Source organism: Vibrio sp. 10N.261.46.A3 (genome assembly GCF_041472995.1).
Taxonomy (GTDB): domain Bacteria; phylum Pseudomonadota; class Gammaproteobacteria; order Enterobacterales; family Vibrionaceae; genus Vibrio; species Vibrio coralliirubri.
The window spans coordinates 36,010-60,304 of record NZ_JBFRRH010000020.1 but is presented as its reverse complement, the minus strand read 5'-3'; the positions used below and the strand labels follow the sequence as shown (position 1 = coordinate 60,304).

Annotated in this window: 33 protein-coding genes and 1 pseudogene; 31 read left to right on the top strand and 3 right to left on the bottom strand. The window is 45.6% G+C overall.

Annotated features, from left to right (window positions below):
- The first annotated feature begins 10 nt into the window (after positions 1-10).
- The 3 genes from AB4484_RS04875 (at position 11) to AB4484_RS04865 (ending at position 2,274) form a co-directional block, all read left to right on the top strand.
- Positions 11-1,075 (top strand): tyrosine-type recombinase/integrase, encoded by a 1,065-nt coding sequence (locus tag AB4484_RS04875; protein ID WP_372076722.1) that lies wholly within the window; start codon positions 11-13, stop codon positions 1,073-1,075.
- A 181-nt stretch (positions 1,076-1,256) separates the two neighbouring features.
- Positions 1,257-1,736, top strand: a complete 480-nt coding sequence (locus tag AB4484_RS04870; RefSeq protein ID WP_372076720.1) for a Panacea domain-containing protein — start codon at positions 1,257-1,259, stop codon at positions 1,734-1,736.
- Positions 1,737-1,749: 13 nt separating this feature from the next.
- Positions 1,750-2,274, top strand: coding sequence for a hypothetical protein (locus tag AB4484_RS04865; protein WP_372076718.1), 525 nt, complete (start codon positions 1,750-1,752; stop codon positions 2,272-2,274).
- Between the two features lie 145 nt (positions 2,275-2,419).
- Here AB4484_RS04865 and AB4484_RS04860 read toward each other — a convergent pair whose 3' ends face one another.
- Positions 2,420-3,001, bottom strand: a complete 582-nt coding sequence (locus tag AB4484_RS04860; protein WP_372076717.1) for a S24 family peptidase — start codon at positions 2,999-3,001, stop codon at positions 2,420-2,422.
- A gap of 123 nt (positions 3,002-3,124) precedes the next feature.
- On the opposite strand from AB4484_RS04860, the gene AB4484_RS04855 reads away from it, so the two are divergent.
- The 21 genes and pseudogenes from AB4484_RS04855 (at position 3,125) to AB4484_RS04755 (ending at position 16,585) form a co-directional block, all read left to right on the top strand.
- Positions 3,125-3,382 (top strand): pyocin activator PrtN family protein, encoded by a 258-nt coding sequence (locus AB4484_RS04855; protein WP_372076715.1) that lies wholly within the window; start codon positions 3,125-3,127, stop codon positions 3,380-3,382.
- An 87-nt stretch (positions 3,383-3,469) separates the two neighbouring features.
- Positions 3,470-3,736 carry a hypothetical protein gene (locus AB4484_RS04850; RefSeq protein ID WP_372076713.1) on the top strand — a complete coding sequence of 89 codons (267 nt, stop codon included), beginning with the start codon at positions 3,470-3,472 and terminating at the stop codon, positions 3,734-3,736.
- 4 nt (positions 3,737-3,740) lie between these two features.
- On the top strand, positions 3,741-4,367 hold the full coding sequence (locus AB4484_RS04845; RefSeq protein ID WP_372076711.1) for a hypothetical protein: 627 nt from the start codon (positions 3,741-3,743) through the stop codon (positions 4,365-4,367).
- A gap of 709 nt (positions 4,368-5,076) precedes the next feature.
- On the top strand, positions 5,077-5,688 hold the full coding sequence (locus tag AB4484_RS04840) for a hypothetical protein (protein WP_372076709.1): 612 nt from the start codon (positions 5,077-5,079) through the stop codon (positions 5,686-5,688).
- Positions 5,689-5,735: 47 nt separating this feature from the next.
- On the top strand, positions 5,736-5,981 hold the full coding sequence (locus tag AB4484_RS04835) for an ogr/Delta-like zinc finger family protein (RefSeq protein ID WP_372076707.1): 246 nt from the start codon (positions 5,736-5,738) through the stop codon (positions 5,979-5,981).
- A 44-nt stretch (positions 5,982-6,025) separates the two neighbouring features.
- A complete protein-coding gene (locus AB4484_RS04830) occupies positions 6,026-6,247 on the top strand; it encodes a hypothetical protein (protein WP_372076705.1) in 222 nt (73 codons plus the stop codon).
- A gap of 212 nt (positions 6,248-6,459) precedes the next feature.
- Positions 6,460-6,990 (top strand): annotated as a pseudogene (locus AB4484_RS04825) (DDE-type integrase/transposase/recombinase); the annotation flags it as partial.
- A 209-nt stretch (positions 6,991-7,199) separates the two neighbouring features.
- On the top strand, positions 7,200-8,294 hold the full coding sequence (locus AB4484_RS04820) for a hypothetical protein (protein WP_372076704.1): 1,095 nt from the start codon (positions 7,200-7,202) through the stop codon (positions 8,292-8,294).
- A 1-nt stretch (position 8,295) separates the two neighbouring features.
- The gene (locus tag AB4484_RS04815; RefSeq protein ID WP_372076702.1) at positions 8,296-8,643 is read left to right on the top strand and encodes an STAS-like domain-containing protein; all 348 of its coding nucleotides are present in this window, start codon (positions 8,296-8,298) and stop codon (positions 8,641-8,643) included.
- A gap of 1 nt (position 8,644) precedes the next feature.
- Positions 8,645-9,130, top strand: a complete 486-nt coding sequence (locus AB4484_RS04810) for a hypothetical protein (RefSeq protein ID WP_372076701.1) — start codon at positions 8,645-8,647, stop codon at positions 9,128-9,130.
- A 625-nt stretch (positions 9,131-9,755) separates the two neighbouring features.
- On the top strand, positions 9,756-10,946 hold the full coding sequence (locus AB4484_RS04805; protein ID WP_372076699.1) for a DNA circularization N-terminal domain-containing protein: 1,191 nt from the start codon (positions 9,756-9,758) through the stop codon (positions 10,944-10,946).
- Positions 10,943-11,881: a phage tail protein gene (locus AB4484_RS04800; RefSeq protein ID WP_372076697.1), complete on the top strand. Its 939-nt coding sequence runs from the start codon at positions 10,943-10,945 to the stop codon at positions 11,879-11,881. Before AB4484_RS04805 ends, AB4484_RS04800 begins: the two co-directional genes overlap by 4 nt.
- Positions 11,874-12,401, top strand: coding sequence for a phage baseplate assembly protein (locus AB4484_RS04795; RefSeq protein WP_372076695.1), 528 nt, complete (start codon positions 11,874-11,876; stop codon positions 12,399-12,401). The genes AB4484_RS04800 and AB4484_RS04795 overlap by 8 nt, the downstream gene beginning before the upstream one ends.
- 2 nt (positions 12,402-12,403) lie before the next feature.
- Entirely contained in the window at positions 12,404-12,601 is a 198-nt protein-coding gene (locus AB4484_RS04790; RefSeq protein WP_372076694.1) for a hypothetical protein, read from the top strand.
- Positions 12,598-12,999 carry a phage GP46 family protein gene (locus AB4484_RS04785; RefSeq protein ID WP_372076693.1) on the top strand — a complete coding sequence of 134 codons (402 nt, stop codon included), beginning with the start codon at positions 12,598-12,600 and terminating at the stop codon, positions 12,997-12,999. Before AB4484_RS04790 ends, AB4484_RS04785 begins: the two co-directional genes overlap by 4 nt.
- Entirely contained in the window at positions 12,996-14,039 is a 1,044-nt protein-coding gene (locus tag AB4484_RS04780; RefSeq protein ID WP_372076691.1) for a baseplate J/gp47 family protein, read from the top strand. Before AB4484_RS04785 ends, AB4484_RS04780 begins: the two co-directional genes overlap by 4 nt.
- Positions 14,021-14,551, top strand: coding sequence for a hypothetical protein (locus AB4484_RS04775; RefSeq protein WP_372076690.1), 531 nt, complete (start codon positions 14,021-14,023; stop codon positions 14,549-14,551). The genes AB4484_RS04780 and AB4484_RS04775 overlap by 19 nt, the downstream gene beginning before the upstream one ends.
- Positions 14,548-15,390 (top strand): hypothetical protein, encoded by an 843-nt coding sequence (locus AB4484_RS04770; RefSeq protein ID WP_372076688.1) that lies wholly within the window; start codon positions 14,548-14,550, stop codon positions 15,388-15,390. Before AB4484_RS04775 ends, AB4484_RS04770 begins: the two co-directional genes overlap by 4 nt.
- Positions 15,387-15,986: a hypothetical protein gene (locus AB4484_RS04765; protein WP_372076686.1), complete on the top strand. Its 600-nt coding sequence runs from the start codon at positions 15,387-15,389 to the stop codon at positions 15,984-15,986. Before AB4484_RS04770 ends, AB4484_RS04765 begins: the two co-directional genes overlap by 4 nt.
- A 214-nt stretch (positions 15,987-16,200) precedes the next feature.
- Complete coding sequence (locus AB4484_RS04760; RefSeq protein ID WP_372076684.1) at positions 16,201-16,398, top strand: hypothetical protein; 198 nt, start codon at positions 16,201-16,203, stop codon at positions 16,396-16,398.
- Complete coding sequence (locus AB4484_RS04755; protein ID WP_372076682.1) at positions 16,391-16,585, top strand: hypothetical protein; 195 nt, start codon at positions 16,391-16,393, stop codon at positions 16,583-16,585. Before AB4484_RS04760 ends, AB4484_RS04755 begins: the two co-directional genes overlap by 8 nt.
- Positions 16,586-16,590: 5 nt before the next feature.
- Here the strand turns inward: AB4484_RS04755 and AB4484_RS04750 are convergent, their stop codons facing one another.
- Together AB4484_RS04750 and AB4484_RS04745 are read right to left on the bottom strand one after the other, a co-directional pair.
- Positions 16,591-17,559: a phage portal protein gene (locus AB4484_RS04750; RefSeq protein ID WP_372076680.1), complete on the bottom strand. Its 969-nt coding sequence runs from the start codon at positions 17,557-17,559 to the stop codon at positions 16,591-16,593.
- 17 nt (positions 17,560-17,576) lie between these two features.
- Positions 17,577-19,328 (bottom strand): terminase large subunit domain-containing protein, encoded by a 1,752-nt coding sequence (locus AB4484_RS04745; protein ID WP_372076678.1) that lies wholly within the window; start codon positions 19,326-19,328, stop codon positions 17,577-17,579.
- Between the two features lie 134 nt (positions 19,329-19,462).
- Here AB4484_RS04745 and AB4484_RS04740 point away from each other — a divergent pair, with 134 nt between their 5' ends.
- From AB4484_RS04740 to AB4484_RS04710, 7 genes are all read left to right on the top strand, one after another.
- The gene (locus AB4484_RS04740) at positions 19,463-20,299 is read left to right on the top strand and encodes a GPO family capsid scaffolding protein (RefSeq protein ID WP_372076731.1); all 837 of its coding nucleotides are present in this window, start codon (positions 19,463-19,465) and stop codon (positions 20,297-20,299) included.
- Positions 20,300-20,345: 46 nt separating this feature from the next.
- Positions 20,346-21,380 (top strand): phage major capsid protein, P2 family, encoded by a 1,035-nt coding sequence (locus AB4484_RS04735; RefSeq protein WP_372076676.1) that lies wholly within the window; start codon positions 20,346-20,348, stop codon positions 21,378-21,380.
- Between the two features lie 112 nt (positions 21,381-21,492).
- Positions 21,493-21,945, top strand: a complete 453-nt coding sequence (locus AB4484_RS04730; protein ID WP_372076674.1) for a head completion/stabilization protein — start codon at positions 21,493-21,495, stop codon at positions 21,943-21,945.
- Complete coding sequence (locus tag AB4484_RS04725) at positions 21,945-22,412, top strand: phage tail protein (protein ID WP_372076672.1); 468 nt, start codon at positions 21,945-21,947, stop codon at positions 22,410-22,412. The genes AB4484_RS04730 and AB4484_RS04725 overlap by 1 nt, the downstream gene beginning before the upstream one ends.
- Complete coding sequence (locus AB4484_RS04720; protein ID WP_372076670.1) at positions 22,405-22,983, top strand: virion morphogenesis protein; 579 nt, start codon at positions 22,405-22,407, stop codon at positions 22,981-22,983. The genes AB4484_RS04725 and AB4484_RS04720 overlap by 8 nt, the downstream gene beginning before the upstream one ends.
- The gene (locus tag AB4484_RS04715) at positions 22,980-23,150 is read left to right on the top strand and encodes a DUF2635 domain-containing protein (RefSeq protein ID WP_372076668.1); all 171 of its coding nucleotides are present in this window, start codon (positions 22,980-22,982) and stop codon (positions 23,148-23,150) included. The genes AB4484_RS04720 and AB4484_RS04715 overlap by 4 nt, the downstream gene beginning before the upstream one ends.
- The gene (locus tag AB4484_RS04710) at positions 23,147-24,292 is read left to right on the top strand and encodes a phage tail sheath subtilisin-like domain-containing protein (RefSeq protein ID WP_372076666.1); all 1,146 of its coding nucleotides are present in this window, start codon (positions 23,147-23,149) and stop codon (positions 24,290-24,292) included. Before AB4484_RS04715 ends, AB4484_RS04710 begins: the two co-directional genes overlap by 4 nt.
- Positions 24,293-24,295 lie beyond the last annotated feature (3 nt).

Genomic DNA, 24,295 nt, shown 5'->3' with positions numbered 1-24,295 from the left:
AGGGTATCTAATGGCATATTACAACGTAGAACGCAGAGAATTAAGCAGTGGCGAGCCTCGCTACAAAACCACAATATTTGTAAAAAAGAATGGGCGCATAGTACACCGTGAAAGCAAGACGTTCAAAAAAAAGGCCTTAGCTAATACGTTTGGAAAAAACAGGGTTGCAGATATTGAAAGCAATGGTCTAAATGGTGTTAAAATTTGCACTATAGGTGAGCTTATTGATTTATATATGAATGATAAAGACTTATACGATAGGGATGGCAGAACCAAGCGTTACTGCATCAATCTATTACGTGACTGCCAAATATCAAAAGTTAATACAAACGAGCTACGCATTAGTGACCTGATAGCGCATTGTCGAGATAGAAGGAGTTCAGGTGCGAAACCTACAACCATTTCTCATGATATCAGTTACCTAAAGGCTGTAATGAAAAAAGCACAACCAGTCTTTAATATTGAGACAAATGTAAATATTTTTGAGGATGCTTTCACTGTTCTAAAAGAAATGGAGCTAATCGGAAAAAGCGAAAAACGAACTAGGCGCCCGACAGATACAGAGCTGAATAAGCTTAGAGGTGCCTTGATGGAGAGAGAGCAGCATCACGCCAATACAATCCCTCTTACCGATATTTTGGATTTCAGCATACTTAGCTGTATGCGGATTAGTGAGGTGTGCGGTCTAAGGTGGGAAGATTTGAACATGGAGCAAAAAACCGTCTTGGTTCGTGATCGCAAAGACCCACGAAAAAAGCAAGGGAATCACATGGTGGCTCCTTTGCTTGGTGGAGCATTTGACATTGTAATGAAACAACCTAATCAAAAAGAACTCATTTTCCCTTACAACTCACGCAGTGTTACGGCTGCTTTTCAGAGGGTTAGAAACAAGTTAGGAATTGAGGATTTGCGATACCACGACTTAAGAAGGGAGGGGGCTAGTCGCCTATTTGAGAAAGGTTACTCTATAGAAGAGGTCGCACAGGTTACAGGGCATAGAAACTTAAATACACTGTGGACGGTATATACGCAACTATTCCCTCACAAGTTGCATGACAAGGATGAGATACTGTGATTTCATTCACCTGTGAACTTTTTACCTCTAGTATTTGAAGTACAGAATGTATACTGCTCTAGCCATGATGTATACTGTAGAAATACACACCTTTTAATTGCTTTTAATTGCTTTTAATTACTGTGTATCTATAATCTCATCAAAATTCAGACAGTACGTTAGTTAACAAAAGGGGGATGACATGGCATATAGTTCAAAAAGTGTTGCTGCACGATTTACCCAACTGGCGACAATAAAACACACTTCACTCACACAAATGCAGTTGCAGAAGCTCGTATACATTGCGCACGGTTACAAACTTGCTCTCACCGCTGGAGAGCCGCTGGTAGTTAATGGTGTTTGTGCTTGGCAATATGGCCCTGTATTCCCCGAGCTATACCACTCCTTAAAGCATTATCGCGATCAGGGCGTCCCTCGTTTCGTTGAAACTGAGCTCCTAGCTCCTCTAGATGTGAGCATTATCACAGCTGTTTTTAATGCTTATTCGCATTATTCAGGCGTAAAGCTATCGCAGTTAACGCATATGGTTGGTACGCCTTGGTATAGAACTTGGCATGAAGGAGACGGTTGCAATAGACCAAACACTATTATTCCTGATGATGTAATTATGAATTACTACCGCGATCTGTTCGCCCAAAACAACACAACAGCAATGGCTTAAAGCGTGGTATAGAGTGGCTGAACCTAATAACAATAAAAACCTTGTCGGACAATCTTCTGGTGAGGAAGACTTAGAAAAGCTAGCTAAAGCAACATCTGACCATGAAGAAAAAGCTTTAGGCAAAGAAGCAACCGACACTCCACACACGCATGATGAGGATGGCTTACTAGCAGAAAAGGAACAGCAATCTCTTGAAAAGGAAGATGGTCAAGCTGCTACCGATAAAGTTCTAGCTGACATTCGACGGCAAGATGCAGAAACGGAGCTAGTAAAAGAAAAAGCGAATCAAGAAAAAACCAAAACAGAAATCATGGACTGGATTGCTCGCAAGACATTCAGTTTTATGAGTGCTTGGTGTTGGTTCGTGGCCATAATGTTCTTTATGTACTTTGGGACTAAGCAAGATCAGATAGAGAAAGAGGTTATTATTACCTTGCTCACGACTACCACTGTCAGTGTTATAGGCTTGGTAGGATTCATTGTTCAAGGGTTATTCAAAACTACTAAAGATGAACAACTGAAGAAAAGTAATAAGTAGAAACCCACCGGTAACCCCATGGTTTTCTGTATACACAGAATAAAAAAGGAGCCAATCGGCTCCTTTTGAATTTAAGTAATCAGCGTTATCTTTTTAACCCTTGTATCATCTTCTTATGACTCTGGGTCTATCTCAAAGAATCCTATCACAACCTCTGACAACAACCAGTGACGCGCCCTAGAATGGCGAAGTCTCTATCTTGCATTTCGTCTTTGGTGATCACCCATGATTCATACATGTTGTTATCACTCATAACTCGCACGCCCTCTTTAATGCGCTGTAGACGCTTAATGAATAACTCCTCATCCCAATTAAAAACATAAATCCCGTCATTAGCGAAATTGTTTATTGATTCAATAGCGATGAGCGATCCGTCTTGTAAAGTTGGAATCATGCTATCCCCCTGCACATGAAGCAACCTAGCATTGCTTGGGCTAGTTATGCCTAAAATAATGCGTAGCGCGTCACTTAACTCAACTTCCCTACTCGGCTCATACTCAACCAAGGAGCCAGTCCCAGCGGATGCTGCAATATCATATAGACGAACAGAAACGCTACTTATCTTAAATCCACCTTTTTTAGCTTTTTCGAGCACATTATCAGGGACTTTTCCGCGACCACGCCATGTGGAGATAACACCCTTTGACATGCCCAAAGCCTTTGTTAGTTCACTATCTTTCTGTGTGTTCGTGATCTCTTTCAATTCTTTTATTTGCTCTTCTACCATCTGTAAATTCCTCAAGCGTTGACATGTAGAGTTTTGTTTATTATCATTCCTCACAAATAAACAAGGGTACACAAATGACTACAAGTACCTACAACTACCTTTAAACTATACAGGAGTATGGGTATGAACACAGCATTCGCCCTAATGGCGCGTTTTGAAAGTACCGTTATCCCCCTTAAAGAAATTAGTGAAGAGTTTTTAGGTATTACCCCAAAAACAGCCAACGCGAGAGCTAATTCTAAAGAGTTGGAAATTCCAGCTTTCCAATTGCGCGAATCAACCAAAGCACCTTACTTGGTGAAGGTGGAAGATCTTGCCCATTACATAGACCAATGCCACAAAGAAGCGAAAGCTGAATGGAACACTGTGAAGGGCTACTAGCTACTAATAGATACGGCTGCTCGGGATGTACGAACCCCAAGCAATTGATATTTGGCGCAAGCGCAGTCTTTAAATTAAAGAAGGGTAATGACAGTGAAACATGCAGACGTAGCAATCTATTTACACAACTTTTGGGTGCAACGCTTCCAGTTCGATATTTGTGCGATGGAAGAAAATAACACTCCAAGAAATACATTCCTCTTCGTCAGTGAAAAGCTACGTGAAGAGATCTCTGGCCAGTTATACAGTGTTGCTGAGTTTGCGCACGCTGGCGGAGAGGGCGATTTGGCCTATAAGATAAACCGTACAGCTGTCGAATTGAGCGCAGACGGCATTCCACCAATGCCACTCTAATTCCATGAAAGCCAATAATAGAGTTACTCACCCCAAGCGCACCAAAAAGAAGCGCGACAAGCGACCGCTTGCTGCGCTCAATCGTGCGTATCTAAAGAACCTACTAAAGTGCCCTTCAAAAAGCGCGCTGCTTACTTCTGCTGGCGGCAGAACGACGCAGGCTCGCTTTTTAAAGGATATTTTCGTTGTTATGGATGTTCTCGTTAGTCAAATGTGCTCTCGCACTCGCAAGATAGGTGCATCGGCTAAGAATGGTTTCTTCCTCTTTACGTGGGCGCGCATTGCTGAACTGTCAGGGTTACCAGAGTGGCGCGTTAAACAGTGCTACAAATATCTAAGTGAAAAAGGTTGGGTGACATCCAAACAGCCGTGGACACTTCGTGTAGGCAAAGACGGTAAAGCCAAAAAACACGCCCTAACCAGCATTAAGCGCGTCACTTTAAAATACTTCGAAGATATGGGCTTAACCCCTGCTTATGAAGCTGCTCGTATCGCAGGCGAAAAGACCATTAAAGCGCGCGCTAAAGCCTTTGGTAAGGCTGTTAAGTACATTCTTACCCCTATTACACTTCTCAACGAACGCCGCAAGGCCAAGGCTGACGCCTTGGCAACCTCTCCGCCTCCTATTTAACTCCCTCTCGTGTTTTTATCCGATTAGCTTCGGAGGTATTGCCGTGCCCGCTCGATTAATTGGCGGATTTACCACTGACACCCACCTTAAAATCAACCCGAGACACCTCCCAGCACCTTTATTTTCTCATGGATTGCTTGCCTGCATCTGTGAATAACTACCCTGAAATATAATAACTTGTGCATAAGTTGTTTGCAGTTTGCGTATAAGCCTGATTTAGTGAAATAAACTACTCCATGAATTTGCGCCTTGTTTCTGTTGTACATAGTTCTCAACTAGAGTCTCTACCTAAAGGTAGAAGAGTTAGTGATAGTTAATGGTTATTAAGAGATTGAATAAAATGAACAGACTCTCGAGCTCGCAAGCTCACTGAGTCTTGACTTGCCCTCGTATCGCTAGAGATTCAACACAAGAGTCGTGACAAAGCCACAGACGGCTCGTTTGACGTGATTCTTCCTAGGGCGCAAGTTGAGACACAAACGCCCACAGAGGCGATTACAGGCGCTTTAAGTTGGGTAATGTTGCTTCGCAACGGCTTTGCAGGGAATGGGGCTTAATTGAGGCGTGCGGCAAAGGAGGCAGCATCGATGTGGATAGTGAGGCGAATATAAATAAATTGAGTCTTTTTTAACCTCAAAATAGAACAGAAAACACGAGGTGTGATATAATTAAAGCGTTGATAAATAACGTTTAACTTGAGTTTTCCACGATGAATAATGCCAATTTAGTTAACCAATCTAGCGAAGAAGTTGAATACTACACTCAAGCCGAATGGATTGAGGCGGCGCGACTATGCATGGGCTCTATTGAGTTAGATCCAGCCAGTAGCTCCATCGCTAACGAAACCGTGAAAGCGAGTCGCTTCTTTACCATTGACGATAACGGCTTGGCTAAGGAATGGAAGGCGGACACGCTGTGGATGAATCATCCCTTTCATCGTGGTGAAAAGGCTTGCCCCAAAGACCGAGGTAAATGCAAGAAGTTAAAGTGCAAACACGGGAAGAATCGTCGTGGCCACCATATCGACCATGATATCCCAAGCAATATGGACTGGATTAAAAAGCTGATTTCAGAATATGAAGCAGGAAATGTGAAAGAAGCCATTTGTATTACCTTTGCCAGCACTTCAGAAGCGTGGTTTCGTGAGCTTCTAAAATACCCTCAATGCATGCCTAATCGTCGCGTTCAATATCGAAAGCCCAATGGTGAGTTAAATAACAACGTCACCAAAGGGAGTGCGATTACCTACCTTGGTTCTAACTTGGATGGATTTGTATCTGCATTTAAAGAGCTAGGAACTATTAAGGTCGCAGTGGGTTGAATGATGCGTGATGTATGCGTCAGTCCTGTCGATAGAGGAGAGTGTTGATGTTAATGCCTTGTCCATCCTGTGGGTGTAAGACTCGCATTGTGACTTCACAAGAAATGACCAATGAAACTCGCAAGGCTTATTGGCAATGTCTTAATTTTAACTGTGGGGTGCGTTTTAGTACGCTCACCTCGGTTGAAGTAATTATTGATACCGTTGGCCTGCCGCCAGATCCAAAGTTGCAACCTGAACTTTGCAAGGGGGATGCTAACCAGTTAGATATTTTCGGGCAAGCCATCGATTGATAGTGAAAGCACATTAAAATAACCAGTTTAGACTACGGGTAATTATGAATATTATTCCACAAAAGCGCCTCGATGCTTTGTTGAGTGTGATGTCAAAGCGAGAAATGCCAGAGCAAACGCGCAAAGCCGTGAGGCTCGTATTTGAGTCTGGTTATTCTTACGAATTAGCTTCGCTCAAAGCGGGCGTAACCAGTAAGCGCATATCATTGGCAGTCCGCAAGTTGAACTACATGGATGAAGTGCTACTGAATGTATATAGATTGTAATGAGGTCGTATAAATAATATTTCCGTTCGAAACAACAAATACCATTTAATTAGAACTGCAAACTGTATTGAGTGATTGGCCAACTATCTAATTTCTGCCCCGAAGCTTGTTATGCTTCTAAATACGTGACAGATAGTCAGTTGGTTTTTATAAACAAAAAGTCATGTGGGGCAAACGCGAGCCCCGCCCCTGTTAGTTTGGGATTTAACCTTAAAGTTGTACTTAAGTTTAAGTGTATAACGAACAGCAAGCATAAAATTCCTGTTGCTCCGAACCTAAAGTGGGCTGGTGATTACCTATATTGCTACTAGCGAAGGCTGGTTATATTTGGCGGTCATTATTGATCTTTACTCACGTCAGGTCTTTGGATACAAAAATGACGGTAACTCTGGTCTGCGATGCACTATCTACGGCCCTGTTCCGTCAAGGATTTTCTGAACAGATTATTGTTCATAGTGATCGAGGTAGCTAGTCCTGTTCGAAATACTATCAAGATCTCATAACTGATTATAATTTAAAACAAAGTATGAGTAGGAAAGGAAATTACTGGGATAATGATTGTGTCGAGAGCTTCTCTCATTCAATGGAAATTGAAGCGACCCAATATGAACCGATCATGGCGAGAGGTTAGATGCGTCAAACGATCTTTGAATATGTAGGGGGTTGATTATAGTTGGACAAGAAGGCACAGTTCTATTGGGTGCCTGATCCCAGTTAACTTTGAAAATCAAAATGTTGCTTAATATGGTGTCCAGTCTAACTGGAGTAGACTGCAACCAAATACCGCGCAAATGCACTCATTGTGGCAAGTAAACTTTCTTCACCATTCCATATCCAGTATTGTGCTACAAAAGGTAGGATGTTTGTTGGTTGGGATACGATAAGAGGCTTGCTGCCTGAGAAATAAAAAATGCTATCAGCTTTATGCTTAGACAAATATTAGTGTTGTTAAATGAGAAAAATTGAACAGATCCACTCCCGTGAGCAGAGCTTGCAGCTACAAAAAAAGAACAGAAAGGTTGGCTCTTCCAGAGGAGTTAAAGCTCGTATTGGAGAGTTTCTTTTTGGTAATCCTATTATTAGAGCTCCTCGAGAGATTGATCTCGTGGATGGAGATCGGAGCCAGATAGAACTGTTCTTTACTATGCTACGTGAAACGCTGGTTGATAACCCGAAGTGTATATACCTGTCGTTTGAGTACACTACAATTTTTAAAGCTATGCCGATGCTAGTTCTGTACTCCATCATTGATGATGCTAGAGAAGGGCTAGGAGTCACAACAAAAATTAACGTGATGTGGTCTAAACGTAGTGGTGATGTGAACGCAATTATCAGAATAAGTGGAAACTTTTTGCCAGCTTCTACTCGTGAGAAGTTAGTTGAAAGCTCTGATTACCTTCCTGTGATTATGGGAGACAATTCAAGAGCTATAGAGTTAAGTGGAAAGTTGGTCGACTACATTTTGGATAAGTATTTTCCTGAGGCTGATGCAGAAAAGGAACAACAAATATCATCTGCAATTCAAGAGACGATTGAGAACGTTGGGCGCCATGCATACCCCGATGTAGAAGATCACACTCAAAAATGTTGGTGGTTTGACTGTAACAGGATTCACGATAATCTTTATATCGTTATTTATGATAGAGGCATAGGCATACCTAGCTCACTGTCCAAAAATAATGCTGTATTCCTTGCTCGTATCAACGCTCTATATAACGAAAAGTATGTAGATGCTGTGGGGGAAGAGACCACCTTAGATGATTTAACAAAACTGGAACGCTTGAAGACTTGGTTTAGTAATAACTTGAACGACGGACAGTTAATTCGAGCTGCCATGCATATTGATGTGACGTCCACCGATTTGGCTAAACACGGTCAAGGCAGTAAAAGTATTAAAGGGCTCATCACTAATGATGAAAATAGTTATCTGCTAATGTTCAGTAATTTAGGTTTTTATTGTTATAGTAAAGACAGAGAAGATACAGATCGTAGTATAAGAAACTATGAGCACACCATTCCTGGTACATTAATTCAATGGAGTATTTGAGGTGAATAACAAGTCAATAAAAGTCATAGACGACTTTCACAGCAAGCCTTATGGACGTTTTAAAACAGATGCTCCGGGCTGTGAACTTACTGCTGGCGAGGTATTTCGAGACAAACACCTTAGCCCTGCATTAAAAGAATTCGACAATGTAACGGTTGATTTAACTGGGTATAATCGTTATGGGCGTTCATTCTTAGATGAGGCGTTTGGTGGCCTGATTCGAGAGTGTGGTTTCACCAAGGCGGAGCTGGATAAAAAGCTTGTCTATGTACATGATGACCTAGCTTCTGTTATAGCTATTATTGATGAGCGCATTGAGAAGGCAGAACAAGATCGCCTAACGAGATAGTATGAGCAATATGATTTATGTAGTCAGCTGGCTACTTGCTGTTTTTATACATTTAAACACGCTAAAACGAACTGCTCTTACAAATACCAAAGATGCCATCATTGAAGAGATATATTCGCTATTAGATATTAATAAGAGCGATGATGAAGCTCTTGTTAAAGAAACAACGTTCTCACATAAGTTTGCTCGAATTGAAAGCAAGGTTAAAGAGTTTAACGGCATCTGTAAGAAAAAGCTGATTAAAACTGATCACGATGATTTTACCGAATTATTTACTTTTGATATTGAGGATGGTAATCAACAGATTCTGACAACCAAATGCTACGATGCTGTTGACTATGTGGATAGAATTTTTCATCGCCAAACGCAAAACCGCTCCTCGTTCTTTCATATGATTAGATACGAGCTAGCTGGTACAGTATCTACTTTGGTGAGCCTGTATCTTATTGTGAAATTTGTGTACTGGCTGTTTGGCGGTAACATATAATCTAAGCCCTGCTAGTGCGGGGCTTTATTTTATTTGATATTCGTTTCAACGGGGCTTTGTTCCCCGTCGCATAAACCATACTTTTGACCCTGATTACACCAGCGATGCTGGACACTTGATTAAGCGACATACCTGTAGTTGTCCATGATTTACTAATTTAGCACCATCATTGACTAATTTATGTCCAAAAATCATTTAACTCCCCGCGACTTGTCTTTCGCTACACTACTGTCGCTATTAATGCCAGTAGATGCTAACAAGACAGCACTGCTGCTGGCTTGTCTTACGCACTATTTTCGTTAGTGTGAGGTTGTGAGTAAAAACGAACGATCGCGAATTTGCTTCCATTAAGATTTTTCACCAACTAACCCTCTAAACCCTTTACACAGCAAGACTTCACGCTAGATTGGCATAACTGGAAAATTCGCTTATCAGGATCGTTTTTTTACAGGGTGGAATTGTAGCGTGGAGGGAGGGGTGAGTCCGAACGAGGCCTGCGCGCGCACTTTTGAGTTGAAATTCTCCATTTGCGATCTCGATACTCTTTATAGAATCCGCCTTCGTTCTCAGCGTCCCTGTTCTGCGGTTAAATGTTGATATTAACGTTAACCTTGCGGGATGAATTATGTGGGAGCGACAGTACGAACGTGCTCAGTGGAATGGGCTAAAGCTCAACCTATTGTCTACCGCTTTTGATGGCGGTAAGCGACTGCAAGTGAGCGACCTTCCTCATGCTGACCTGCCGCACATCAAGGTGATGGGCTCTAAAGCGCGTAACTATACGATTGAGGCTGTGTTCGTCGGGGAGGGCTCGCTGACTGATGCGAATGCGCTCATCAAAAGCATGGAGTCGACGCCTCAAGGTCAGCTTGAGCATCCGTGGCTAGGTGAGCTTTCTTTGCTCTTTCAGGATTTCTCGCAGAGTATCAGCACCAAAAAGGGCGTCGTAACCTTAAGTCTTAAATTCGTCCGCGCTGGTACATCGCCCAGCATCACTGCGGCAACCTCTGTACGCGCGAAAGCGCAATCGGATGTCGTGGAAAGCTTATCTAAAGCGTCGTTTGCTGATGCAGTTAAGGGGTTGGATGTTTCCAGCATTAGCCAAGTGCAGGGTGACACTGCTCATCTGCTTGATGTTCTGGTGGATATTACCCACCGACTCAACTTGAGCAATGACTTACTTCAAGAGATTAGCTCTGTTATCAACGAGGCCTATTCAGCGGTGAGTAGTCTCAGCACTCACCCTAATGGGTTTGCTGATCATCTTTCGAGTGCCGTCGACGTTGTCGCTCGCGCCGTTCAATCAGAGCCAGATTCCAAAAATGAAGCGGTGGATAATGCTCGAAGCGCTCAGGCTCTTCTGCTTGGTGAAGTGAAGAGTAATAGCCCAGTGCAGCACCATAATGTGCAAGTCATCACTGGTGTAGTCAAAGCAAACAAAGACATTGTTGAGCTTGAGAAAAGTGAGACTTTTGATATCACCCAGTCCGCTAAGCAGCCTGCTCTAATTCATGGCGATTTGGAAAAGGTGGTCGATGCTATTGATGTTTGCATTAAAGAGGTGACGCAGACCTCAGCATTGGAGAGTGTTGCTCTATTTGATGAGCTGTTTGCTCTCAAGGGGGCGGTACAGCGTCAGAGTGATAAAGTGCTCGCAGGTACCACGGCGCACAAAGTGGTGTCTACCCCGCAATTCGCGCCTGCCTTGGTGATTGCTCATGAGCAGTACGCGCAAGAAGCGTCTGTCACGAAAATGAATGCGTTGCAGCACCCTTTGTTTCTTATTGGTGATATTGCCATTCGAGGTGACCTATGAGCGTGCTTACTATGCGAATCAATGGCAATTATCATGCGTTTTATAAGGCCGATCTCAGCTTTTCTGTTGAGCAGTTGGCGCACACTTTTCGTTGTGACATTCCCTTTATGAGCATCGATGAGCCATTGCCTGTTGAGTTCTTCTTAAATGATCGGCTCATCTTTGTTGGTCAAGTGGACAGTGTGGACTCAAAGACGAGCTCTGGCTCTCAAGTGTTGTCTGTCGGTGGTCGCTCTAAAAGTGCCAACATGGTTGACTCACGCATTACGATGGATGCGCTTTATGATCAGGATGTCGAAACGCTACTTCGCAAGCTCGCCAAACCGTTTGGCTTGGGGGTGAAGAGTCAAGTTAAAAACATGCCTTATATTGACGAGTTTCAGGTCAATGCTGAATCCCCCGTCGATAACGTAGCTCAATTAATACGAGAGCAAGGGTACATGCTCATTGAGCGCAATGGGGTTCTTACTATTGAAGAGCCCGCGCATGCGACCGTTGATGGCATTGGCTTGGAGGTGGGTGAAAATGTGGATAGCCTCGCCATCAAAAAGACATTTAATGGCCTGTTTCATACCACTGAGGTTCAAGGGCAATGGGATGACTCCAATGCGTTGGCTGTTATGCCAAGCATTCACCGCTCAAGAACGCGAGTGATTATCTGTGACCAATTGCAACATGCTGATGCCTGTTTTTCTCGAGCACAATATGAGAAAAACCTATCCATCGCACAAAGCTTGGTAGCATCAAGCTCTATTGCAGAGCTCTTTCCAGAGCTCGCGATTGATGGCTTAAATCGCGTTATTCAAGTGGCAGACCCTACGCAAGGTTTTAGTGAAATGCTCATGATTAAATCACTTGGCCTATCGGTGTCTGAAAGCTCGACATCGACTTCAATCGAGCTTAGCCGCCCATTTAAGGAGCAGTGCGATGTCTAGTTTCCTATCGTTATCGCAACGCCTTATGGCTCGAATCAAAAACCTTTTTGGTACGGGCGTGGTGACGGGCGCTGATACACATCATGTACAGATTAAAACCGCCACAGGCCGCACTAATGACAAGATAAAGCGGGTGCATAATTACGGTTTTATGAGTCGCCCACTGGTGGGTTCGAAATCTTACAGCCTCTTTATTGGTGGTACATCGGCAAGGGGGATCGCTGTGCTTGTCGAGGATGAGCGCCATCAGATTGAACTCAAGGAGGGAGAGGTAGCCATGCTGGATGATAAGGGTAATCTGGTTCACCTTGCCGAGCAAGGGGTCAAAGTCATTTCAAGCGCCAAGGTAGAAGTTATCGCCAAGCAAGATGTCACCGTAGAGACGGAGGCTAGCATTTTGCAAAATGGAAAAGCTATCTCGCTCAATGGTGGCAAAGGTGTCATCACTTGCGAAAGCATCTGCCCCTTTATGGGTAAGCCCCATGTTGATGGCTCAACAACCGTGACCGCAGGAAAGTAACCATGTCATTAAATTCACAATCATTAACCACTAAAATCGTAGCTGAATTAGAAAGCAAAGGATTTGTTACGCAAGGTGAGCATGCGCAAATTGCGAATCTTGCCGAGGCGATTGCGCTCGCTGTTGTTAGTGAAATCACTCAAAACGCTCAGGTCTCTGTGACTAAGGGTAGTAGTGCGGGGAGTTATCAGGTGTCATGAGTACGTTTAAGTTGTGCGCCATTACCGCCCCAGAGCAATCGGAGGTAGGCATTACGCATGCCGTCATGCAAAGCCTTTTGAATCACAGCGAATCGACTCAAAATGATCGCGTCAGAATGGGTGCTGATGAGCGAGGTGGGCATTGGAGTGATGCGCTTTCAGGTTCGGTAGGCTCTCGTGACTGGACGCTTGGGCGTGCCAAGTTAACAGATGAGACCTTAAAGCTCGCCAAGCGATTTTATGAGGAAGCATTGGCGTGGCTGTTAACCAAAGAATACATCAGTAGCATTGATGTTCATGTCTGGGAAGTGAAGGCCAATATTATGGGGCGCAAGGTAATGATTACCCTTGCTAATGGTCAGGTGTTGACCGTTCCTTTGTCTGAGGTTGAAAAATGAGTACGCCAGTCAGTTTAGAAAGTCTTATTTTGCGCGCGGAAGCGAACATGGTGGCGGCAACGGGGCAGAGTAATCCTGCCATCAAAGCGTTAGCGTCCGCCATTGCAGGGGTGAGTTACGGTCAGTATGGCTACCAAGATATGCTCTTTCGAGAAATGCACCCTGAAACCTGCTCTGAACCGTGGTTGTACCTGCATGCCAGTCGTCATGATACACCGCGCCTGTTACCCACCTTTGCAACTGGGGAGGTGATGTTTACCGAATTGGGAGAGGCTGTCGTCATTCCCAAAGGTCGGGTGTTGACGTATTTGGATCGAGAGTATGAAACCATTAAAGAGCAGTATAGCCACACCCCTGTTCAGGTGATTGCGCTGCAACCGGGAGTTGATAGCAATCTCCCTCAAGGCGCCATTCTTACCCTGAGCGAGGGGTTGAGTGGGGTTGACCCTACGCATGTAGAGAGTTTGGGGGTTGCGGGCGGCGCAGACCTTGAAACGGTTGAGCACTGGCGGCCTCGAGTGGTGAATGCTTTCAATAGTAATGAGCTTGTGGGTAAAGCGGAAGACTATGAGGCGTGGGCGGTATCAGCTCACTCTGATGTTGATTTTGCTTGGGCGCTCGATAACACCCCTAGCCGAGGTATGGTCGAGGTTTATATTGGCGCTCGAGATAACTCACCTGCCGTCAGCGATGAAGTGGTGCGCATTGTGCAATCGACTTTCGAAGAGAATCGCTTGGCAGGCTGTCATCCTGTTGCACTTCAGCCAGCCCATGCCCTGCTTGATGTTGAGGTTCAAGGTATCGAGGAGGCGGTTGTGCGCCGCGATGTAACGGTTGCGCTCGAAAATCTCGTTAAGAGCAAGATGGGTAAGATTGACCCTGCCACAAAAAAACCAGAGGCGATAACCAATACTGAGATCGTGCTTGCCATCTCAACGGTAACCAGCGGCTTTGTTGTGAAGGCGCCTGTAGGTGAAGTGGTCATAGAGAACGATCAGATACACGTACTAGGAGTAGTGACATGGACACCGCCGACTTAATCGTTGAATACAGCGAAGGTGACTTTGCCGATGCTTATCGACGATTGCTCCCCAAAGGACAATATTGGCAAGACACCGAAAACGTAGAGCTCACCAATACGATTAATGGTATAGCAAAAGACTTTAAGCAGACTCACGACGATATTGAGTTGTCACTATTGAGTAGCACTAAAGAGTCGTTGTTTGGTTGGAAACTCCGAGATTATCAAAGTTTATTGGATGAAGTGGGTGCTCATGGCTTGGTTTATGACGATGTGAGCAGTCCGAACCTCATCAAGATAGACCTTTTTAGTTATGAGAATGATGCAGCCTTTAAAGCACTAGAAGACAAGCGATTGCCTCACACTGAGTTTCATTGGATTTACCCTCTCAATGCTGAGTTTAAACTTGAGCCGGTAACGGCCTTAATAATGAGGCCAAAATTTAGCTCTCAGCTGGAGCTAGAAGTTGAGGCTCCAGCTCTGTGCTGCGTCGCCATGACATGGCAACTTGAAATAGGAGACACCGAATGAGTGCCTTACAGGCTATTCCAACCCAGCACGGGTTGGACATTTTAAACAGCGAGCTGAAAAGCACGGTAACCAAGTATCAGTGCATGGGTGCGTTAACTCACGATGCGCCGAGTGAATCACAGTATTCATTCTATGAAAACACCATTGAAACCAGTTATTACGATGACAATGGCGTATTAACCTTCATATTGAACTTGCCCATTGAAATGCACTTTAATGAGTACCTTTATCAAATTAAAGTGCTGGATGATAACGACCAAGCGGTTGTGATTTGTGACACCCCAAAGATAGGGCTAGCTCAAGGTATTGGCGGCATGGTAACGCTTAAGGTTGCCATTACAGGTAGCGCTGGTGAGGTCGTATTCAAAAGTAGTGATTATGTGACGGAAACTGAGTTGCGTGAGAACTGGCAAGCCTCCGAATCTGAAGCGGGACTGATGCGATTTGCCACGCAAGAAGAGGTAAGTTTTGGTGCGTCAAGCGAGGTTGCTGTTACCCCCGAGCAGTTACACGATGCGTTCAAAGCGGTGCGAGATATTAGTGTTATCGGGAGTGGGGCGGTTGAACCTGCCCAGCAACTAATTATACCTCTACCCACCGATACGTTTTCTTTGCGCGTTTTGACTGGTCAGTTGGAAGGTGGCTATATCAACACCGAGCTACTTAATGAGAATCAAAACAAGATCGCACAAAACGTAGGTGTTGTGGCTGAAGGTTCGCTCTTTTTGCTTTGCCCCTCAGATGCTCGCCTCATTCGATTGACCAACAACGATACCAAGCGCCATGTTTTAAATATTAACTGTGCCACGGTGGTGGACAATTATTGGAGCCGAAAATGATCCCATCAAATGCCGACATCAACGCGATTTACGTGATTGGTGATGTCGTGACGATTCATTACCAAACAGTGGAGGGTGTATTAACCCAATTAGCCATTACGGATAGTGAGCATTACCCATCACAGCTTCGCCAGTTCGCGAGTGACTTGGTAGAAGCTCATCCAGACAAAGTGCTTTACCAAGTAGATATCTTGTCTTTAAGGGCGCAATACAAAAATACATTACAGGGCTTTTTTCTCCAACAAAGAGCATTGGCTTCGCAATATGCTGATTCCTACAGGCTCTCAGCTTGGAGAGACAAGGCGCAGCGAGCGAGACGATTATTAAATAGCACGCACTCCCAAGATGACGAGGTGATTTTGCAAGCGGAATGTCGTGAGCGGGGTAATGGTGAGGCGCCAGAAGACCTTGCCTCGCTTCAGTTAGAAAAAAGCCAAACGCTGGCGCTGGCCATGTCAATGCTGGATGGTATTGAGTGGTCAGCTCTAGTGGATCTGGAGGCTCAAGATAGTGAGCCAGCACTAATAGAGCTATTGGATAGCACTGTCAAAAGGGCTGAGCGGTGCTTAAATACTTCAAACGACTGTGGGATATGAGGCGACTAGTGCCATTGTATTTTGTGCATGTGGCGAAAGCTACCTGCTTGATTTCATTGGTATCCAGCGAATATCGTTCCCCAGCCTAGTTGTTGGGTATTCTCTTTTCTGCTGCCTCTAGCTTCTATATAGCTTAACTAGAAAGTCAGAGGCTCGAAACCTTACTGCGCACTCTGTACGCTGGGTTGACTTAGTGTTAATTTGGAGATGTACCATGCCCTTTTTTGTTCTTTTTGTGGCGTTAATCCTTAATGGGTGCGCAGCTTCCTACGTTCGATATGACGTTCAAGGCAATGACCGATGTCCGCCCCATGTAAAAGCTGACACGGCAATGGGGGTAAGTGTGACGGTCAATGATGAATATACTTGTCGCCCTGATGTTGCCACTGAGTTGGTATTAACGGATGACTAGGTCGCTCAGCATTGCCTTTACTCTTACCTGTCTTTTTTTGGTGGGGTGTACGTCTATCATCACCTACATCAATAACGACAATCGACACCACAACACCAGTTGTGACAGCAATGATGCCTCGCAAGGGGTGTGGGATGTCAATGGTGAGTGTCGTATTTCTCCGCTTCGTGAGGGAGGGAAGAAATAGCCTTCTTAGTGCTGGCTGGCAACTTGGTATTCGCTCGTGGCAATAACCTCGCTCCCCACAAAGTCGTTCAGCTCTCTCATCATCTCAATGAGTGGGAGCAATTCATTCTTGTGGAATAGCCAGTCTACCTTGTTTAAATCCATTGAGGTGATGCTTTCGCGTCGCACGCTCATCAGCTCAATAGGCACTCGGTGCAGAGCAAGCACATCTGTAGTGGTTTGATTTTTCACATCTCTAAAGGCGTCTTTCGCCTCCACTTGACCAATGGCTTTCAATTCTGGCGCTTTGGTATCCTTACCTTTTGCATTCACAAAAAGATTTTTAAAGGCCATGCCCTCTTGGGCTTGTAGTCGTTTCTTTATTTCCTTCTCTTGAGCGTCAGTCATATTGGGATCGTTCATGTAAAGCAAATAGCCTGCATGATTACCATTACGAAAATATTGGCGACGGAACAGAGTTGCATCTTCATTCAGCCAGATGGAGGTCAGGCCGCTCACATGGGCTGGTAAGCCATACAATTCTTGAGCGACGTCGTAGTCGCCTAGATAGAACACCTGGTTGTGTTTGTAATCAATGCGCCCCTCATCATTGTAAGTGCTTGGCTTGTATGACCAGCCAAGATCTTCGCGCCTGCGCATGTAAAGAGTGGGTAGGTGTTTGAGCTTAACCACATCACCGAGGCCGCTATAATTACGAACCACTTGCAGGTGCGCGCCGCCAAAGGTGAGGTAATCTTGAATAAACCGCTTGGCATCTTGGCGAGAGAGCAGTTCGCTCAATTCAATGGCATGCAGTAATGTGTTGCGCTTAAACTCAATGGCACTGGCGTGCATAGGGTTTACCCTTAGTGCTTTGGCTAGCGTGTCGAGCGCGATAGGCGGCTCATACAGCCCATCCATTAAAGCAACTTCCAAGTAGCTCAAAATATCGCTATTCATCCCGCTTGTAGGGGTTCCAAATTCAATGTCTAACACTGGTTTAACTCCGATTTTTAGAAGAACGTGATACTGGTATCGTCATCTGCATGAATGTCAATGGGCTCCCACGCCAAAACGTGCATAGATGCCCATGCTAAATCAGCATGTGAGCCTGCTTTGTTGCGCTTGGAGATAAAGGTCACCTGCCCCGTCTTGTCGGTGGTTTGCTGGCGAATCATCAAGAAGGAGTGCACTAGGTCGTCCCAGTTACTATCGAATTGAAAGCGTCCATTGTTGATAATCTCTCGCGCTTTGTATGCCAGCATGCGCTTCATTTCTGGTGAGTAGTTAAGTTCAATCAGCGAAGGGTAAAATTTTCGTGTCAATTCAGCCACGGCTGTCCCTACGCCGCCCGTGTCCATTGCAAGATAAACCACGTTATATTTTTCGGTGATACCTCGAATGGTTTCTGCTTGCTGCTCGTAGCTAGAGCCCTTCAAGCGAAGTTTCTCGATGGCTCGAAATACACCGCCTTTGTTTTTAGGCTTCAGTGCAACCACTAAACCCGCATCATCTGACCCTTCGCCTGTGCCGCCACCTCTTGGATCATAGCCCACTAAAACTTCAGCATTGCCGACGGGCTTTGCCCTCTCATGGTCAACGTCTTGCCAGTTGTCTGTATCCGTTTTGCAGGCCAGTAGCGCTTTGAGTGTAAAAAAGGAGGCGCTGTCATCTAAAAACTTACAGCGCAGCAAGTTATCGAATATTTCCTTGGTCTCGTATTGGCGCTTGAGTTTTTCCATACTGAACATCCCATCAGCCCCTTTAGCGATAGCGTCGTCAACGGTGATCATTTGTCGAAACAAGTGGTCAGCGCCCAGTGCGCCACCTTTCAGCGCTTGATGGCTAATGTCAATATTGTGCTCTTTTTTACCTGACCACTTAGGGTAAGCTTCGTGCGCTACGGTTGAGGGGGTGGAAATGTAAGTGGTGCGAAACTTTGCCTGCATGGACATCCCCCCTGCGTAACTGTCCAACTCAGCAAAGCGAGGGATCCAAAATACTTCATCCCAATACATATGGCCGTTAAATCCTTGGGAGGTGGATACATTGGTGGAGGCAAAAATCAAGTTGGCGCCATTGCTCAGCTCAATATCATCCTTGCCCTTTAGGTCTACCTCAGCCAGCTCTAGCGCAAATCTTCGGATGTAGTTTTTAAAAATGTAAGCCTGTTTTTTTGAGGCTGATATGAATACTTGGTTATCACCGCTAAGTACAGCGTCTTCAAAGGCTTCCCATGCAAAGTAAAACGACAGTCCTATTTGGCGAGATTTTAAGTAGAAGCGCCTCTCGTTTATCTCATTGTCTTGTTTGTGAGCGTGGATCTCTTTTTGGTACTCGAAGAAGGTTTTTTCTCGATATTCGTCCAGCATCTCTTTCGTGATGTTGGAGATGTCATTCTTCACTTTGTTGGGTTTTCGCCCGCGCCTCTTGTCGCCATCGTTCTGATCAGCAGGTCGAGTGCGCTGCTCAGATTTCTGATTCTTATAGTGCTGATCGAGCAGCATCTTTAATTCGCGCTCTTGGCATTCGAGTTTGCGGTCAACCCACATCAAATAAGCAATGCGCTGACGAAGCATGAGCTCTACGGGTGCGTCATCTCGCAGAGCTTTCCAGTTAAATTGGGTTATCCACTTTTGAATCGTGCGCCCAGTGACCTCCAGCTGCTTGGCGATTTCATTGGGGGTTCTTTGGCGCAGAAATAACTCAAACGCTTTGGTTTGCTTTGGGGTGTAGAGCGGCGTGTCTGTCGTATCAATATTCATAGCCGCATAGTGCTACAGCGTCCGTGATTACTCAGCTTGAACGATTTCTATATCCAGCGTTTACAACTAAGGCTGATACAAAAAGGGGTGAGGATTGGGTAGATTGGAATTATCAAATTTTGGAGAGTATGACGATGTTTCAGTCCCAGCCGATTTGCATCTTACAAGCGGGCGCGACCATTGATGGTCGAGTTATTGAGCAAAAAACCATTGATGAGATCGCGGAGTCTTACGATCCTAGCGTTTACACTGCTCGCATCAATGCTGACCACTACCCGTGGAGTTATATGTATGGCTCTGTGCTGTCTGTGGAAAAAAGAGAGGACAAGCTGTTTGCTGTATTAAAGCCTAACTCGCTGCTGCTTGAAACCGCTGAGCGAGGGCAGCTCCTGCATACCTCTTGCGAGTTTTACGAAAAGTTTGCTGATACGGGCAAAGCCTACCTTACCGGCCTTGCCTTAACGGATGAGCCTGCTTCATTGGGTACGACACAGATCCAATTGTCTGCAGGTGGCGCTGAAAAGTCACACGCCCACTCTCACTTCCTTGTTAATCCAGAGCAATTGTCTCAAAAAGATGAAAATGAAGATGAGCGCTCGCTACTACAAAAACTTACTAGCCTGCTCAAAGGCGAAACGCAAGAGCAGCTTTCTAACCAAAAAGGGTCGCAAGACATGCCTAAGAAAACCGAAGAGCTGCTAGAGCAAAGTATCGAGCAGAATAAAGAGCTAAGCAACCAACTGGGCCAACTGGTGACCTGCCTCTCAGCTCAAAGCAAAGAAGACGATGGTGAAGAAGAAGCACCACCAAAGGGTGAAGAGAGCGCCGAAGTTACTGAGCTAAAAAGCCAAGTTGAAACCTTATCAACTCAAGTTGGTGAGCTAAGTAATCAGTTAGAGAAACTTAGCAAGCTGACAGACGAAGACGAGCGCAAACTCGCCGGCGAAGACGATGAAGAAGTGTACCTGTGAGCACTAATTCAGCCCTACCAAATAACGAACGTATTTAGGCAAGATAATGGAAAGAAGTACCGAATTAAAGCTGAATGCTTACACTAAAGCAGTCGCAAAACAAAACGATGTCGCTGATGCAACGCAAATGTTTAACGTGACGCCAAGTGGTGCACAAAAAATCATTGCTGCCATTCGTGAGAGTAACTGGTTCTTAGGCCGTATTAACATCGTGCCAGTCAAAAGCCAAAGCGGTGAGTCAATTGGTCTTGGCGTAACAGGTATGATCGCAAGCCGTACTGACACCTCTGGTGATGGCGAGCGTAAGCCAAAAGACCACTCTAGCTTAGGCGCAATGCCGTACAACTGTATTCAAACTAACTTTGATACAGCCGTTCGCTACGCCAAGCTTGATGCATGGGCACACCATAAAAACTTCAGCGCACTATTAAGCAAGTCAAACCGTGAGCAAATTGACGCCAACAAAGTAGCGATTGGGTGGTTTGGTGAATCAGCAGCAACGAACACCAACCCGCAAGCAAACCCGAATGGTGAAGATGTCAACAAAGGTTGGTACCAAGCCATGCGTGATCGGAATGCAGATCGTTTAATTACTGAAGTTGGCACCGCTGGTGAAGTTCGAATTGGCGAGGGTGGTGACTTCATCAACCTTGACCTAGCCGTTCTTAACACTAAGAACCTGCTACACCCAGCTGTAGAGAACGATTCAAACCTAATCGCAATTATCGGCTCCGATCTACTTGCTTACGACAAAGCCAAGTTCTACGAAGCGCACGGCAATACGCCAAGCGAGAAAGGCAAAGTTGAAGACATGCAAGTGATCGGCACTTACGGCGGCCTGCCTGCTGTGAAAGTGCCGGGTTTCCCATCAACGGGCATCATGGTGACAAGCTACGACAACCTATCCATCTACATTCAAGCAGATTCAATTCGCCGCTCTGTTGGTAAGAAGAACGATGCCAAAGACCAGATTGAAAACTTTGAATCCATGAACATGGCTTACGTTATTGAAGAGCTGGGTAAAGCAGCGGCTATCGAGTTCAAAAACGTCAAGCTCAAGATTGATGGCGTTTGGGTCTAGCGCTTAACAAACACCCAACCAATGCAGGCTCTATCGCGACATCATCTGCGCTGACGCGGAAGATGAAAGCAACGATGGCCGCCTGCATTCCCTCACTTTTAAGGTTTTGATTATGGCTGAATTTGTTGGCAATAAAGATGACGTCTATGAGTCGGAGCTTCCTGCGAAAGGTAAGTACCCTGCCCTGAGTATCTCAGAGTTTCAGTCTCTGTTTCATTTTCAAAGTAATGAGACAGAGGCAGGCATTTTGCACTGCGCCATTATTTCAAGAATCAAGGTGCATTCGGAGCTTAAATCTATCTTAGCGCCGTTCTCACACTTGGCTGAATTATCCCAAGCAACCTTTGGGGATGATGACTCGGCAGAGTCGCTTTATAAGCAAGCGGTATTTGCTCTGACGGCGTCTGAACTTATTGGCATTCAGTTAAGTGGGGATGCGACAAAAGACGCAGCCGATAGGCAGGAGGCGTTGAGTCAAAAAAAAGAAGTATGCGAAGTGCAATATCGACAAGCGATCGACTTGTTGCTGCATGGTTATGAAACCTACTGCTTTGAGCGCGTGTAATGAAAGCCCTGCAAGGTCTGACAGACCTGTTTAAAGCGAACATTGCCGACGCTAAACGCTTTGATGCGTGGGCAGAAAATGGCGCCATATTTTGCACGCAAGGTGAGCATGTTGACGGTTTTGAGGTGGAGTATACCGCCATTATTTTTGTTCAAGATGCCAAGCTTCGCCCTGAAACGCTATTTATGCATATCGTGTGCTGGCTTAACAAGCACGACCCACACCGGCCTGAAAAAGGGCTGCCGATGCCAACCTTTGCGGTTGAGCCTCTCGATGGTGGGCGATTTGATTTAAAGCTCAGTCTCGATATGCAGGAGACATTCAACCTTACCAGTGATGAGCGTGGTGAGTGGCAGCAGGCTGGAGAGCGCTATCGTTGTGATAATGAGTTTGAGGCTTTGGCAAAAGAGAGCGATCACGACGAGCTGGTTTATTTTGTGGGGCGTAGTCAAGGTGAGCATGAGTGATCGCACTTTAGCCACCCCAGAGCAGCTCACTCAAATGGTGGAGGGTCTGGTGATGACCGCTTCGCAAAAGTTTGAGTTAAACAAACGGATGGCCAATCGAGCGCGGCAGTTTTTCAGAGCGCAAATTCGCGCGCAGCGAGAGGTGGATGGAAAGCCCTACCAAGCTCGCAGCGCAAGGGCGATATCGCTCGTTCGTCAAGGTGCACAGGGAAAGCATGGCGCTAAGCATAAGCGCGTCAAGGTAGCGCGAAACACCACAAATGCAGGCAATATGCTGAGTGGTTTTTCATCAGGGCTACGCACTCAGGTCAGCGATGCGCATTTTGCTGTGGGGCTGACGGGGGTCGCAGGCGGCATTGGTCGCGAGCACAATGAAGGCTCAAAAATTTCATTTACGACTCGTGTTAACGGCTATTACAACAGCAAGGTAGGTCGATGGGAGGGAGGGGTAAAGGTAAAGAAAAACTACCAAATGCCCCAGCGAGCTTTCATTGAATGGACGCCATCACTGGAGCGGGAGCTTATTGCGATGGCGGCAACGTATTTCACTCAACAAGAGAGTCGAGAATGAAGACATTTAAAATTAAACCTAAAAAAGAACTGACCGTAAGAGATCCTGTGACGCGCGAGCCGCTCAAGGCCTCGGGTGAGGTGAAGCCGCGTAATTTGTACTGGCTTCGACGTCTAAAAGAAGGATCCGTTTCGGATGTAGCAGTTAAAGCGGGAGGTGAGTCGTGAGTGTGAGCTTTAATGAAGTGCCGAGCAACCTGCGCGTACCGGGTTGTTACATCGAAATTGACCACAGCCTTGCCAATAGTGCTACTACGCAGCAAATTCTTTTGGTCATAGGCAACGCCGTCACTGAAGCGAAAGCTGCCCCTAATACGGTGGTGCTATGTATGGATGAAACCATCGCTGCGGCTGAATTTAGTAAGGATGGTACTCGCTCTGAAATTGAGGATGCGATCACTTACTTTCGTAAGCAAGATGAGGTGATGCCCATCTATGCAATCAGTGTTGCAGCAGGCGATATTACCTCTGCCCTTGCTGCGTTAGGGGATGTTCAATACCACCACATTATCTGCACGTTAAATGATGAAGCGACGGTGCGTGAGTTAGGTGAATTGCTTGAAGAGCGCTATGACGCGATGAATCAAATCCCTGCTCTGGCTTACATTCCTCATAAAGGGACGCACGCAGAGCAAATTACCTTTGGCGAGAAAAGCAATTGCCACCTCATAAGCTTTTTGCCTGTCAATCAGCTATGCAATGCCGATAACGAAGACCTAAGCAATGCGGCGGCGATAGGTGCGTGGGTTGGACAGATTGCTCCTTCACTCGCAACTGACCCGTGTCGCCCACTTCAAACTTTGGTGATGAACGGCGTTTACTCAAATGCGGACAGTGAATGGACGCTGGCTGAGCGCAATATGTTGCTGCACGAAGGTATGAGCACTTATGTTGTCAATACTGCCAAGCAAGCAATTGTCGAGCGACCTATCACCGCTTACACCGAAAATTCTGCGGGTGTGGCTGACAATGGCTACTTGGATGTCATGACGCCCGCAACGGCGATGTACTTTCGTGAGCAGCAGCGCACTCGCATATTGAGTAAGTATGGTCGCCATAAGCTGGCTAAGGACGGCACTAAGTTTGCCGCGGGTCAAGCCATTGTCACGCCAAGCATGTTGGCTTCGGAGTTGCTTGTGCTCTATCGGGAGTTAGAGCTTCGTGGCATCGCCCAAGATTTTGCGGGCTACAAAAAATCGCTCATCGTTGAGCTTGACGAATCCAACAAGCAACGTGCGAACTACCAAGATTCTCCGCAGTTCGTGAATGGCCTTATTATCACTGCAGGCAAAATTCAATTTAGGAAGTAATCA